The sequence below is a fragment of the Streptomyces sp. NBC_01431 genome, from assembly GCF_036231355.1.
GTDB lineage: Bacteria > Actinomycetota > Actinomycetes > Streptomycetales > Streptomycetaceae > Streptomyces.
This window is the reverse complement of sequence record NZ_CP109496.1, coordinates 6,493,158-6,506,727: the sequence shown is the minus strand read 5'-3', so window position 1 is coordinate 6,506,727 and position 13,570 is coordinate 6,493,158. Positions and strand designations below refer to the sequence as shown.

Sequence of the window (13,570 nt, the reverse complement as noted above, 5' to 3'; positions counted from 1 at the left end):
AGTACCGGCCGTACGGGGCCGCGAACGCCACGGCCGCCGGGCGGGGCGGCGCTAGCTGCCGGGCCGCGCCATGGCCGCGACGAAGGCCTTCTCGACGTCGGCGGCGGAGAGCACGCCGTAGATCTCGCCGGTCTCCTCCACGACGAGGTACTCGGTGGCCGGGGTGGCCCTGAGCAGGTCGAGCAGGGGCTCGCCGGCGAGTTCGGCGGGGACTCGCATGCCGTCGGTGAGCTCCTGGGCAAGGCCGCTGACGGCGACCCAGGGGCGGCGGTGTTCGGGCACGCCGACGATGGCGGCCTCGCGGACCAGCGCGGTCGGGTCGCCGTGCCCGTCGACCACGACCAGGGCGCGGGCCCCGGCCTCGTTGGCGCGGCGCAGCGCCTCGGAGAGCGGGGTGGCGGATTCGACCGGCACCGCGCGCCGGGTGAGCGTGCGGGCACGCAGTTCGGGGAGGTGTTCGCGCAGCCGGGCCATGCGCAGGCTGTTGCCGGCGCCGGTCCAGATGATCGCGGCGAGGATGGCGGCGAGCAGCGCGTCGGTGACGGTGTCCATGCCGCTGACCTCGTCGGGCGAGTTGCCGAGGACCCCGGTCTGGGTGAGCAGTGGCAGGCCGATGAGGACGGTGACGGCGAGGGCGCGGCCGACCCAGGCGGCGGCGATGGTGCCGCTCATGGGCTTGCCAGTGATCTTCCACACCACGGCGCGGAGCATCCGGCCGCCGTCGAGGGGGAGGCCGGGCAGCAGGTTGAAGCCGGCGACGATCAGGTTGGACACCATCAGTCCGGCGAGCAGTACACCGGGTACGGTGCCGGGCTCGACGGTCTTCATGCCGAGATAGAAGACGCCGGCCAGGACCAGCGAGAGCAGCGGTCCGACGAAGGCGAGGACGAATTCGCGGCCCGGGGTCTCGGTCTCCTTCTCGATCTCGGAGACACCGCCGAAGAACTGGAGCTGGATGCGGCGCACCGGCAGCTTGAAGCGCAGGGCCGCCACCGTGTGGGCGAGTTCGTGGACCAGTACGGAGGCGTAGAAGGCCACGGCGAAGAAGAGCGAGACGAGGTAGCGGGCGGCGCCCAGCTCCGGCAGCACGCGGTCGAGCTGGCCGCCGAAGACCCAGGTGATCAGGGCCGCGACCAGGAACCAGCTCGGGGCGACGTAGACGGGCACGCCGAAGGGGCGGCCCATCAGGAGGCCGCCGCCGGGCCCGGAGCGGGGCGGCTTGCCGTTGCCGGGAGCGGAGCCGGGGTTCTTGTCCTTGCCCCCCGAATCCCCGGAGTCCCCGGTTGGCGGCTGTTCGCGCTTGCCGCTCTCGCCGCTGTCTTCCACGGGTTCCCTTCGTCGGTACGATGGCTGCCCCGGGGAACCTGCCCCGGAGCCCGGCCGGACTCTCCTCGTCCGGCCGCGTCTTCACTGCATGGTGCGATGTCACGATCATGCAGGGTGAGGGCTCCTGCCGTCGATGGTATTCCGCTCGCTGTCAGTGGCGGGTCGTAGGGTCTGTGTCATGAGTGAGAGCACCGGTGGGGCCGCGGCCGCACAGCGGCCCACGTCGCTGTCGCCGTCGCGGGCGAACGACTTCATGCAGTGCCCCTTGCTGTACCGGTTCCGGGTGATCGACAAGCTGCCCGAGAAGCCGAGCGAGGCGGCGACCCGCGGGACACTGGTGCACGCCGTCCTGGAGCGGCTCTTCGACGACCCGGCGGCCGAGCGCACCGCGCCGCGCGCCAAGGCGATGATCCCCGGCCAGTGGGACCGGCTCCTCGAATCGAAGCCGGAGCTGACGGAGCTGTTCGCCGAGGACGCCGAGGGCGAGCGGCTGGCGCAGTGGCTGGGCGAGGCGGAGCGGCTGGTCGAGCGGTGGTTCTCGCTCGAGGACCCGACGCGCCTTGAGCCGGTGGAGCGGGAGTTCTTCGTCGAGACGGAGCTGGAGTCGGGGCTGCGGCTGCGCGGCGTGATCGACCGGGTCGACGTGGCGCCGACCGGCGAGGTGCGGATCGTCGACTACAAGACGGGCAAGGCCCCGCGGCCTCAGTACGCGGAGGGCGCGCTGTTCCAGATGAAGTTCTACGCCCTGGTGGTGTGGCGGCTGAAGCAGGTCGTACCGCGCAGACTGCAGCTCGTGTACCTGGGCAGCGGCGATGTGCTCACCTACGACCCGGCGGAGGCCGATCTCCTCCAGGTGGAGCGGAAGCTGCTCGCGCTGTGGGAGGCGATCCGGCTCGCCACCGAGACGGGCGACTGGCGGCCGCGGCCGACCAAGCTGTGCGGCTGGTGCGACCATCAGGCGGTCTGTCCCGAATTCGGCGGGACTCCCCCGGTATACCCGTTGTCCATCTCCCCGGCCCCCGAGTCGGCAGGCTGAGTCCCGGCGGCGGCCCGCCACCCGGCCGCGGTCGCCGGGCGGCACGGCCGTCCCGGCCCGCGCCCGGCCCAACCCACCGCGGTTGAGCAGGGCAGAATGGGCCCGGTCCAGCAATCCCGATGAGGAGTACCCGTGGCGATCCGCGTCCTACTGGTCGATGACCAGCCGCTGCTGCGCACCGGCTTCCGGATGATCCTTGAGGCCGAGCAGGACATCGCGGTGGTCGGCGAGGCCGGTGACGGTCTGCAGGCCCTCGATCAGGTCCGGGCGCTCCAGCCCGATGTGGTCCTCATGGACATCCGGATGCCCCGGATGGACGGCGTGGAGGCGACCCGGCAGATCAGCGGGCCCGGCAAGGACGGCCCCGCGAAGGTACTCGTGCTGACCACCTTCGACCTCGACGAGTACGTGGTGGAGGCCCTGAAGGCGGGGGCCAGCGGCTTCCTGCTGAAGGACGCGCCCGCCAATGAGCTGGTGCAGGCGATCCGGGTGGTGGCGGCCGGCGAGGCGATGCTGGCGCCGTCGATCACCCGTCGTCTGCTCGACAAGTACGCCGACCACCTGCCGTCCGGCGAGGAGCCGGTGCCGGACACGCTGCACACGCTGACCGACCGAGAGGTCGAGGTGCTGAAGCTGGTGGCGCGGGGGCTCTCCAACGCGGAGATCGCGGCGGACCTGTTCGTCAGTGAGACGACGGTCAAGACGCACGTGGGGCACGTGCTGACGAAGCTGGGGCTTCGGGACCGGGTGCAGGCGGCCGTGTACGCCTACGAGAGCGGACTGGTTCGGCCCGGGGCCCAGTGAGAGAGCGGGGTGCGCCGGGGCTCTCCCCGTAGCGCACCCCGCTCCTCGAACGCCGAAGGGGCGTGATTTTCCGGCTGGATCTCCCGGAACTCAGCCCTTCTTGATCTCCCAGAAACGGAACACCGTCGACGCGTCCAGGGTCCACTCCAGGCCGGTGATGCCTGTGCGGGCCACCGCGTACTGCTTGCCCTGCCACAGCGGCAGGACCGGGACCTCGTTCGCGACGACGTCCTGGAGCTGGGCGAACTGACCTTCCGTCATGGAGCGGTCGGCGGTGGCCGCGGTCGCCGGGAGGATCTCGTCGGTGATCTGCTTGTTGGTGTAGTTGTTGGACAGCACGTTGCCCTTGCCGAAGAACGGCAGGGTGAAGTTGTCCGGATCCGGGTAGTCGGGGACCCAGCCCTTCACATAGACGCCGTACTTTCCGGCCTCGATGTCCTTCTCGTACTGCTTGAACTCCACCGACTTCACGTCCGCGTCGAACAGCCCGCTCGCGTTGAGCTGGCCGGCGATCGCCTTCAACTCCTCGTCGGTGGACGGTCCGTAGCGGCTCGGCGTGGACCACAGGGTCAGCTTCACCTTGCCGGTGATGCCCGCCGAGTGCAGGGCCGCCTTCGCCTTGGCGGGCTGGGGGCTGCTCCCGTACTGGTCGAAGAAGGCGGTGCTGTGGGCCGTGATGCCGCTCGGGATGATCGAGTACAGCGGGCTCGCGGTCGAGGAGTAGACGTTGCGCACCAGCGCCTCGCGGTCGACGAGGTAGGCGATCGCCTGGCGCACGCCGATCTTGCCGGCGACCGGGTCCTTCATGTTGAAGACCAGGTCCTGGACCTCGGCGCTGGTGCCCTCGACGACGTTGATGCCCTGCTTGTCGGCGTTGGCCGAGTTCTGCAGCGCCGCGGTGTCCTTGGCGCTCAGGCCTCGGTAGGCGAGGTCGATCTTGCCGTTCTCCAGCGCCTGGGCCAGGGCCTTGCGGTCACCGTGGAAGAGCTTCATGGTCAGGCCGGAGTTCTTGGCCTTGACGGTGCCCTTGTAGGCGGAGTTGACCGAGAAGACGGCCTGCTTGTCGCTGAAGGAGTCCAGCTTGTAGACGCCGGAGCCGATGGCCTCGCCGTCGGTGCGGAGCTTGTCGGCCGGGTACTCCTTGTGGTCGACGATGGAGCCGGCGCCGGAGGCGATCTTGCTGGGGAAGGTCGCGTCCGGGACCTTGAGGTGGAAGACGACCGACTTGGCGTCGGGGGTGTCGATCTTCCCCAGGCTGGTGAGCATCGACGCCGGACCGCTGGGGTCGTTGATCTTCAGCACGCGCTCGAAGGAGTACTTGACGTCCTCGGAGGTGAGCGCGTCGCCGTTGCTGAAGGTGAGGCCGGGGCGCAGGGTGCAGCGGTAGACCGTGGAGCCGCCCCGGTCGAAGCTGCACGCCTGCGCAGCCTCGGGCTCGGGCGTCGAACTGCCCTTGGGGAAGCTGAGCAGCGACTGGAAGACATTGTTGAACAGCAGCCAGGAACCGGGATCGTAGCCGGAGGCGGGGTCGGTGGCCAGGATGTCGTCAGACATCCCCATGACCACCGAACCGCCGCCGGACGCGGCGCCGCTGCCCTGCTGCGAACCGCAGCCGCTCAGCAGACCGGCCGCTACGCCCGCCGCCAGCGGCATCGTCAGCCATCGGTTCCGATTCTTCACGTACACGTGCCTCACAGTCCTACCCACGGAAATTGCTGGCCGGCACGGAAGAACCGCGGCCGGGTCGTGCTTTAGCTCTTGCCCCGCCCCAGCTCCCAGAGCTGGAGGTTGGACGAGGAGTTGATGGCCCATTCGGTGCCGGTGACATCGGTGCGGGCCGCGACGTACTGCTTGCCCTGCCACAGCGGGATGACCGGGACGTCGTTGGCCACGATGTCCTGGATCTGCTCGAAGGACTTGGCCGCCTGGTTGCGGTCCGCGGCCACCCGGGACGCCGGGATCAGCGTGTTGCGGATCTCGTCGTTGGCGTACGGGGTGTGGAGGAAGTTGTCCTTGCCGAAGAACGGCGCGATGAAGTTGTCCGGGTCCGGGAAGTCGGGGAACCAGCCGAGGCCGTAGACCGCGTAGTCGCCCTTCTTCTGCGCCGGGCGGAACTTCGTCCACTCGGTGCCCTGGACCGTGGTGTTGAACAGGCCGGTCGCGTTCAGCTGCTGCGACAGGAGCTTGAACTCTTCCTCGGTGCTCGAACCGTAGTGGTCCTTGGTGTAGTTGAGGGTGAGCTTGACCGGGGTCGGGACGTTGGCGGCCTTCAGGATGTTCTGCGCCTTGGCCTTGCTGGCCTCACCGTACTTGTTGAAGAACGAGTTGGTGTGCCCGGCGATCGAGGTGGGGATCAGCGAGTACAGCGGCTCGGCGGTCGTGCCGTACACCTTGGAGGCGAGCGAGCTGCGGTCGATGGCCTGGGCCATCGCCTGGCGCACGGCCTTGTTCTTCACCGACGGGTCGTCGGTGTTGAACCCCAGGTAGCGGATCTCCAGGCCGGGCATCTCGACCAGGTTGATGTCCTTGCTCGGGCTGACCGTCATCTGCTGGATCTGGGCCGGCGTCATGGCACGGGTCATCAGGTCGATGTCCCCCTTGTCGAGCGCGACGCCCATGGCCTCGGCACTCGGGAAGGAGCGCAGCTCGACCTTGTCGTTGGAGAGCTTCAGGTCACCCTTGTAGTTGGGGTTCTTGGTGAAGGTGAACTTCACCGCCTGGTCGCCCTTGACCTCGGCCTTGAGCTTGTACGGCCCCGACCCGTCGATGTCGAAGCCGTTGCGGAGCTTCTTCGGCTCGTACTTGTCCCGCGGCACGATCGCGGCGGCGGGCGTCGCCAGCTTGTACGGGAAGGTGGCGTCCGGCGTCTTCAGATGGAAGACGATCTCGGCGTCACCCTTGGTCTCCATGGTGTCGATGTTGTCGAGGAGACCGGCCGGGCCGTTGTCGTCCTTGATCTCGATCACGCGCTGAATGGAGTACTTGACGTCGTCGGCGGTCACCTTGGTGCCGTCGGAGAACTCCAGACCGCTGCGCAGGGTGCAGCGGTAGCTCTCGTTCTCCTTGTCGGTGAAGCCGCACGACGATGCCGCGTCCGGGACGGGCTGGCCGCCGCCGCGCGGGACGTGGACCAGCGACTGCGTGGTCTGGAGCATCACGTTCCAGATGCCCGTCTCGTAGGCGTGCGCCGGGTCGAACGGGGCGGGGGCGTCCTTGGTCGCCACGAACTGGTCCGTGGTACCCACGACGATGGCCTTGCCGCCGCCTCCCCCGCTCTCCGAACCCCCGCACGCGACGAGTACGGGAGCGAGCAGGCCCAGTACGGCCGGCAGCACCAAAGTCTTGCGGTTCATCCTGGACGATCTCCCTTGTCCGGCACTGGGGGTACAGCGGTGGCGGGACACTCCGCCGCGGCCGCCCGTTCGGGGCGGGGCGATCGGGCCGGGTATGTGCGATCGGACCTGCGCTCCCGGTCGCTGGGTGTGCGGCGGGGCAGATGAGGGTGCGGCGAAGTTCTCGCGATGAGATTAGTGGGCCGCGCACGAAAAGCTGGAACTGGCTCTGGCACACAGGGAATCAATCGGCGCACAGAAATACCGGCCCGCCGATATCGGGGTACCGGAATGATTCGTACACCGGATCACCAAACGGGACACAAGGGCACGTCCCGGGGGTCGGGCAGCACTGGTGCGCCCCCCTGTCGACCCTCCACGGGGTGACGAACGTCACCACCGGGGTCCCTTTGACAGGGTGTGAATTCAGCTCGTGCGACGTCACGGAAAATGAACGCGCGGCTGCGATGAGTTTCCATCGCATTCAGCGGGGCACGCTCGGTGCCCGGGTCAGTTCATCCGCGTGATCAAGGTCCGCAGAAAAGCCAGGTCGACCTGTTCGAGCGAGCCCACCACGGCCCGCCCCGCCGCGGCCGCGATGGGGGCCACGGACGGCACCGCGACGACCCGGCAGCCGGCCGCCTCGGCGGCGGCGACACCGGTCGCGGTGTCCTCGACGACCGCGCATCTCGACGGGTCGGCGCCGAGCCCGCGGGCCGCGATCAGGTAAGGGTCGGGGTGCGGCTTGGTGCGGGCCACCTCGTCGCCCGCGACGGTCAGGGCGAAGTTCGCCGGGCCAAGCGAGTGGACGATCTTGTCGATGATGCGGCGGTGCGAGGCGGAGACCAGCGCGGTGGGGATGCTGTGGGCGGCGAGCTCGCTCAGCAGCCGGGCCGCGCCCGGCATCAGCGGCACCCCGCGCGCGATGCGCTCCTCGAAGCGGTCGTTGAGCAGTACGGTCAGCTCGGCCAGGGTGATGTCGGCGCCGGTGGCCTCGATGAGGAAGCCCGCGCTGCGCGTCATCGGCCCGCCCACCACCACGTGCCGCCACGACTCGTCCAGGGTGTGCCCGAGGGCGGCGAAGGCCTCCCTTTCGGCATCCCACCAGAAACCCTCGGTGTCGACGAGGGTGCCGTCCATGTCGAGGAAGACGGCCTGGAGCGCGGAGCCTTCGGCCGTACGTGTCATGGCTGCGGGGACCGTACTGGTCATCGGCACACCTCCTGGAGGGACGAGAAGGCCGGGCGCCTTCCCCAGCTGGGAAAAGCGACCGGCCTTTACTGGGCCGACCAGTGTACGTCCGCCCCGCTGAACGCGCGCTGAATTATCTCCCGCGCTCTGTCATCGGGCGTTGAAGTACTTGGCTTCGGGGTGGTGGATGACGATGGCGTCGGTGGACTGCTCGGGGTGGAGCTGGAACTCCTCGGAGAGGTGGACTCCGATCCGCTCCGGTTCGAGCAGCTCAGCGATCTTGGCCCGGTCCTCCAGGTCGGGGCAGGCCCCGTAACCGAGCGAGAAGCGGGCGCCGCGGTACTTCAGCGCGAACATGTCCTCGACCTCGGCCGGGTCCTCGCCCGCGAAGCCGAGCTCGGAACGCACCCGGGCGTGCCAGTACTCGGCGAGCGCCTCGGCCAACTGGACGGACAGGCCGTGCAGTTCGAGGTAGTCGCGGTAGGAATTGGCCTCGAAGAGCTCGGCGGTCGCCCCGCCGATCTTCGAGCCGACCGTGACCACCTGGAGGCCCACCACGTCCCGCTCGCCGGACTCCTCCGGGCGGAAGAAGTCCGCCAGGCACAGCCGGCGGCCGCGGCGCTGGCGGGGGAAGGTGAAGCGGGTGCGCTCCGAGCCGTCCTCGTTCAGCAGGATCAGGTCGTCGCCCTTGGACACGCACGGGAAGTAGCCGTAGACGACGGCCGCTTCGAGCAGGTTGCGGGTGTGCAGCTGCTCCAGCCAGCCCCGCAGCCGCGGCCGGCCCTCGCTCTCCACGAGCTCCTCGTAGGTCGGGCCGCCCGCGCGGGCCTGCTTGAGACCCCACTGGCCCTTGAACAGGGCGCCCTCGTCCAGCCAGGACGCGTACTCCTTGAGGCCGATGCCCTTGACGACGCGGGTGCCCCAGAACGGCGGGGTGGGCACCGGGTTGTCGGTGGACACGTCGGAGCGCACCGAGCCCTCGGGCTCGTTGACTTCCAGGACGGGCGTGTCCCGCTTGGGGACGCGGCGCTGCTTGAGCTCCGGCAGGACCGCGCCGGGCACCCCGCGCTTCACGCCGATCAGGGCGTCCATCAGGCGCAGGCCCTCGAAGGCGTCTCGCGCGTAGCGGACTTCGCCTTCGTAGATCTCGTGGAGGTCCTGCTCGACGTAGGCCCGGGTGAGCGCGGCGCCGCCGAGGATCACCGGGTATTCGGCCGCCAGCTTGCGCTGGTTGAGCTCCTCCAGGTTCTCCTTCATGATCACGGTGGATTTGACCAGGAGGCCGGACATGCCGATGACGTCGGCGCGGTGCTCCTCGGCGGCTTCCAGGATCGCCGAGACCGGCTGCTTGATGCCCAGGTTGACCACGTTGTAGCCGTTGTTGGACAGGATGATGTCGACGAGGTTCTTGCCGATGTCGTGGACGTCACCGCGCACCGTGGCCAGCACGATGGTGCCCTTGCCCTCCGCCTCCGACTTCTCCATGTGCGGCTCCAGATGAGCCACCGCGGCCTTCATGACCTCCGCCGACTGGAGCACGAACGGCAGCTGCATCTGGCCGGAGCCGAACAGCTCACCGACCACCTTCATGCCTTCGAGCAGCGTGTTGTTGACGATGTCCAGGGCGGGCGTGGTCTGGAGCGCCTCGTCCAGGTCGGCCTCCAGACCGTTCTTCTCACCGTCGATGATCCGGCGTTGCAGCCGCTCCTCCAGCGGCAGCGCGAGGAGCTCCTCGGCCTTGCCCGCCTTCATCGACTTCATGTTGACGCCCTCGAACAGCTCCATCAGCCGCTGCAACGGGTCATAGCCTTCGGCGCGCCGGTCGTAGATCAGGTCCAGGGCGACCTTGACCTGTTCCTCGTCCAGGCGAGCGATCGGCAGGATCTTCGAGGCGTGCACGATCGCCGAGTCCAGACCGGCCTTCACGCACTCGTCCAGGAACACGGAGTTGAGGACCACACGGGCGGCCGGGTTCAGACCGAAGGAGATGTTGGACAGCCCCAGCGTGGTCTGCACCTGCGGATGGCGGCGCTTGAGTTCACGGATCGCCCCGATCGTCGCGATCCCGTCCCCGCGCGACTCCTCCTGACCGGTGCAGATCGTGAAGGTCAGGGTGTCGATGAGGATGTCCGACTCGTGCACCCCCCAGTTCCCGGTCAGGTCCTCGATCAGCCGCTCGGCGATGGCGACCTTGTGCTCGACGGTTCGGGCCTGGCCCTCCTCGTCGATCGTGAGCGCGATCAGCGCCGCACCGTGCTCGACAGCCAGCTTGGTGACCTTCGCGAACCGCGACTCGGGCCCGTCGCCGTCCTCGTAGTTGACGGAGTTGATGACCGCGCGGCCGCCGAGCTTCTCCAACCCGGCCTCGATGACGGGGAGTTCAGTGGAGTCGAGGACGATGGGCAGCGTGGAGGCGGTCGCGAACCGGCCCGCCAGCTCGGCCATGTCGGCCACACCGTCACGGCCCACGTAGTCGACACACAGGTCGAGCATGTGGGCGCCCTCACGGATCTGGTCCCGGGCCATCTCCACACAGTCGTCCCAGCGGGCCTCCAGCATGGCCTCGCGGAACTTCTTCGACCCGTTCGCGTTCGTCCGCTCACCGATCGCCAGGTACGCCGTGTCCTGCCGGAACGGCACCGTCTGGTAGAGGGAGGCCGCGCCCGGCTCCGGGCGCGGGTCGCGCACGCCGGGGGCGGTGCCGCGGACCCGTTCGACGACCTGGCGCAGGTGCTCGGGGGTCGTACCGCAGCAGCCGCCCACCAGGGACAGGCCGTAGTCGCGGACGAAGTTCTCCTGTGCGTCGGCCAGGCCCTCGGGGCCGAGCGGGAAGTGCGCGCCGTCCCGGGTCAGGACGGGCAGGCCCGCGTTCGGCATGCACAGCAAGGGGATACGGGAGTGTCGGGTGAGGTAACGCAGGTGCTCGCTCATCTCGGCGGGGCCGGTCGAGCAGTTCAGGCCGATCATGTCGACGCCGAGCGGTTCGAGCGCGGTCAGCGCGGCGCCGATCTCGGAGCCGAGCAGCATGGTGCCGGTGGTCTCGAACGCCAGCGAGCACAGCAGCGGCAGGTCGGTGCCGCAGGCTTCCATGGCGCGGCGCGCACCGAGGATGGCGGCCTTCGTCTGGAGGAGGTCCTGGGTGGTCTCCACGATCAGGGCGTCCGAACCGCCGGCGATCAGGCCCTCGGCGTTCGCCTGGAAGCCGTCGCGCAGGGTGGTGTAGCCGATGTGGCCCAGCGTCGGCAGCTTCGTACCGGGGCCCATGGAACCCAGTACCCAGCGCCGCTGTCCGCTCGACGCGGTGAACTCGTCGGCGACCTCGCGGGCGATCCGGGCACCGGACTCGGAGAGCTCGAAGGTGCGCTCGGAGATGTCGTACTCGCCCAGCGCCGTGTGGTTCGCGCCGAAGGTGTTGGTCTCCACGCAGTCCACGCCGACCTCGAAGTAGGCCTCGTGGACCGAGCGCACGATGTCGGGGCGCGTCACGTTCAGGACCTCGTTGCAGCCTTCGAGGTCCTGGAAGTCCTCCAGGGTGGGGTCCTGCGCCTGCAGCATGGTGCCCATGGCACCGTCGGCCACCACCACCCGGGTGGCGAGCGCCTCACGGAGGGCGTCGATACGGGTCCGGCTGTCAGCGGAAGGGGTCGGCAACAAGGCCATGGATGTGCTCCCTGGAGTGCGACGGCTGTCGGCTTTGCGCCGTCCGGAGGGAGGGCGCACGCCGCCAGCCTAACCGGGCGGCCCAGGGGTCCGCTCAGGCGTATCAGGGGGCGGACGCCCTGCGCGCGCCCGCCTGCCGCGGGTCGGACGCAGGCTTGATGTGGTCGGAGCGTTCGCACGCACGGTGACACAAGGTCGACAACGGCCGATACTGTTCAGCATTGTCGAACACGTTGATTCAGAACCGGCCGCTCCAGCGGCGACAGCCGGTTCCAGCAGTGCCCGAAAGGGAGGGAGCGCGATGGCGCGCAACATCCAGTCGCTCGAACGGGCGGCAGCCATGCTGCGGCTGCTCGCGGGAGGCGAGCGGCGGCTCGGTCTGTCCGAGGTGGCCTCCGCGCTGGGGCTTGCCAAGGGTACGGCGCACGGCATCCTGCGCACCCTGCAGGCCGAGGGCTTCGTGGAGCAGGAGCCGGCCTCGGGCCGCTACCAGCTGGGGGCCGAGCTGCTGCGCCTGGGCAACAGCTACCTGGACGTCCACGAACTCCGGGCCCGCGCGCTGGTGTGGACGGACGACCTGGCCAGGTCGAGCGGCGAGAGCGTGTACGTGGGGGTGCTGCACCAGCAGGGCGTACTGATCATGCACCACGTCTTCCGGCCCGACGACAGCCGCCAGGTCCTCGAAGTGGGCGCCATGCAGCCGCTGCACTCCACGGCGCTCGGCAAGGTGCTCTCCGCGTACGACCCGGTGGCGCACACGGAGGCCGTGGATGCCATGCGCGAGGCGTTCACGCCGCGCACGGTCACGGTGGCGGAGGACTTCGAGGAGCTGCTCGACCTGACCCGGGCGCGCGGCTGGGCCTCGGACATCGAGGAGACCTGGGACGGCGTGGCCTCGGTGGCCGCGCCCATTCACGACCGCCGCCGGATGCCGGTCGGCGCGGTGGGCGTCACGGGCGCCGTGGAGCGGGTCTGCAAGGACGGCGAGGTGCGGCCCGAGCTGGTCGCCGCGGTACGGGACTGCGCCCGCGCGGTCTCGCGCGACCTGGGCGCCGGCCGCTTCTGACGGTTCCGCGCCGGTTACTCCGGGGCTCCGCGCCAGCCACTCCGGGGCTCCGCCCCGGATTCCCCGCGGTTTCCTCGCCGCATCCCGGGACTCCCCATAGCACTACATGATCTTGGTGGTCGCATCGGGGCCGCGTTTGTCGCTTCGTACCACGTGGTAACGATCAGGGATTCCGGGCTCAGAAGCCTTGACGCCGAGTTAACCCGAGGACAAAACTGCCGTTCAGCGGTCGGCATTGTCGAACACCTACCGGCAATACGAGTTAGAGTGTGACAACGCCATGGGCCGGGCCCTCAGCCATTGAGGGCGCGGACCACCGGAGGGACCCGGTGGCCCGCCTTCCCCTGGACGAAGGACAAAGGAGTCGCGGGTGTCCAGCCACGACATCTTCATCGGCGAGACCATAGGTACCGCCGTTCTCATCCTGCTGGGCGGTGGCGTGTGCGCCGCCGTCACGCTGAAGCGCTCGAAGGCACAGAACGCCGGCTGGCTCGCGATCACCTTCGGGTGGGGCTTCGCGGTACTGACCGGTGCCTACATCTCCGCACCGCTCTCCGGTGCCCACCTCAACCCCGCGGTGACCCTCGGTCTCGCGATCGAGGGCGGCACCAAGTGGAGCGACGTCCCCGTGTACCTCGGCGGACAGCTCCTCGGCGCCATGCTCGGCGCGGCGCTCGTGTGGCTCGCCTACTACGGCCAGTTCCTCGCGCACCTCACCGACCCCGAGATCGTGGGCGACGGCAAGTCGGTCGAGGCCCGCGAGAGCGAGGCGGGGCCGGTGCTCGGCGTCTTCTCGACCGGCCCGGAGATCCGCCACACGGTGCAGAACCTGGTCACGGAGATCATCGGCACCGCGGTGCTGGTGCTCGCGATCCTGACCCAGGGCCTCAACGCGGACGGCAAGGGCCTGGGCGTCATCGGAGTGCTGATCACCTCGCTGGTCGTGGTCGGCATCGGCCTCTCGCTCGGCGGCCCGACCGGATACGCCATCAACCCGTTCCGCGACCTCGGCCCGCGCATCATGCACGCGCTGCTGCCGCTGCCCAACAAGGGCGGTTCGGACTGGGGCTACGCGTGGATACCGGTCGCGGGCCCGCTGATCGGCGGCGCGCTCGCCGGTGGCCTCTACAACATCGCCTTCGCCTGACGAGACGC

At 69.3% G+C, this 13,570-nt stretch carries 9 protein-coding genes; 4 read left to right on the top strand and 5 right to left on the bottom strand.

Going from position 1 to position 13,570, the window contains the following annotated elements; translation table 11 throughout:
* Positions 1 to 51 precede the first annotated feature (51 nt).
* On the bottom strand, positions 52 to 1,326 hold the full coding sequence (locus OG522_RS29650; RefSeq protein ID WP_329466093.1) for a site-2 protease family protein: 1,275 nt from the start codon (positions 1,324 to 1,326) through the stop codon (positions 52 to 54).
* A gap of 178 nt (positions 1,327 to 1,504) precedes the next feature.
* Between OG522_RS29650 and OG522_RS29645 the strand changes: the two genes are divergently transcribed.
* Both OG522_RS29645 and OG522_RS29640 read left to right on the top strand, forming a co-directional pair.
* On the top strand, positions 1,505 to 2,362 hold the full coding sequence (locus tag OG522_RS29645; RefSeq protein ID WP_329466092.1) for a RecB family exonuclease: 858 nt from the start codon (positions 1,505 to 1,507) through the stop codon (positions 2,360 to 2,362).
* A 132-nt stretch (positions 2,363 to 2,494) separates the two neighbouring features.
* Positions 2,495 to 3,166: a response regulator gene (locus OG522_RS29640; RefSeq protein WP_053723497.1), complete on the top strand. Its 672-nt coding sequence runs from the start codon at positions 2,495 to 2,497 to the stop codon at positions 3,164 to 3,166.
* 90 nt (positions 3,167 to 3,256) lie between these two features.
* On the opposite strand, the gene OG522_RS29635 is transcribed toward OG522_RS29640, so the two are convergent.
* From OG522_RS29635 to metH, 4 genes are all read right to left on the bottom strand, one after another.
* Positions 3,257 to 4,846 carry an ABC transporter substrate-binding protein gene (locus OG522_RS29635; protein WP_329466091.1) on the bottom strand — a complete coding sequence of 530 codons (1,590 nt, stop codon included), beginning with the start codon at positions 4,844 to 4,846 and terminating at the stop codon, positions 3,257 to 3,259.
* A gap of 71 nt (positions 4,847 to 4,917) precedes the next feature.
* A complete protein-coding gene (locus OG522_RS29630) occupies positions 4,918 to 6,519 on the bottom strand; it encodes an ABC transporter substrate-binding protein (protein ID WP_329466090.1) in 1,602 nt (533 codons plus the stop codon).
* A 489-nt stretch (positions 6,520 to 7,008) separates the two neighbouring features.
* On the bottom strand, positions 7,009 to 7,710 hold the full coding sequence (locus tag OG522_RS29625) for an HAD family hydrolase (protein ID WP_329466089.1): 702 nt from the start codon (positions 7,708 to 7,710) through the stop codon (positions 7,009 to 7,011).
* Between the two features lie 129 nt (positions 7,711 to 7,839).
* Positions 7,840 to 11,349, bottom strand: coding sequence for a methionine synthase (gene metH, locus OG522_RS29620; RefSeq protein ID WP_329466088.1), 3,510 nt, complete (start codon positions 11,347 to 11,349; stop codon positions 7,840 to 7,842).
* Positions 11,350 to 11,650: 301 nt separating this feature from the next.
* Here metH and OG522_RS29615 point away from each other — a divergent pair, with 301 nt between their 5' ends.
* Positions 11,651 to 12,415 carry an IclR family transcriptional regulator gene (locus tag OG522_RS29615; RefSeq protein WP_329466087.1) on the top strand — a complete coding sequence of 255 codons (765 nt, stop codon included), beginning with the start codon at positions 11,651 to 11,653 and terminating at the stop codon, positions 12,413 to 12,415.
* 370 nt (positions 12,416 to 12,785) lie between these two features.
* Positions 12,786 to 13,562 (top strand): MIP/aquaporin family protein, encoded by a 777-nt coding sequence (locus OG522_RS29610; protein WP_329466086.1) that lies wholly within the window; start codon positions 12,786 to 12,788, stop codon positions 13,560 to 13,562.
* The last annotated feature ends 8 nt before the right edge of the window (positions 13,563 to 13,570 follow it).

Bases quoted from the DNA above. Each gene is read 5' to 3' on its own strand.
- OG522_RS29630 (WP_329466090.1), bottom strand. From the start codon at position 6,519: ATGAACCGCAAGACTTTGGTGCTGCCGGCCGTACTGGGCCTGCTCGCT.
- metH (WP_329466088.1), bottom strand. From the start codon at position 11,349: ATGGCCTTGTTGCCGACCCCTTCCGCTGACAGCCGGACCCGTATCGAC.
- OG522_RS29625 (WP_329466089.1), bottom strand. From the start codon at position 7,710: ATGACCAGTACGGTCCCCGCAGCCATGACACGTACGGCCGAAGGCTCC.
- OG522_RS29645 (WP_329466092.1), top strand. From the start codon at position 1,505: ATGAGTGAGAGCACCGGTGGGGCCGCGGCCGCACAGCGGCCCACGTCG.
- OG522_RS29615 (WP_329466087.1), top strand. From the start codon at position 11,651: ATGGCGCGCAACATCCAGTCGCTCGAACGGGCGGCAGCCATGCTGCGG.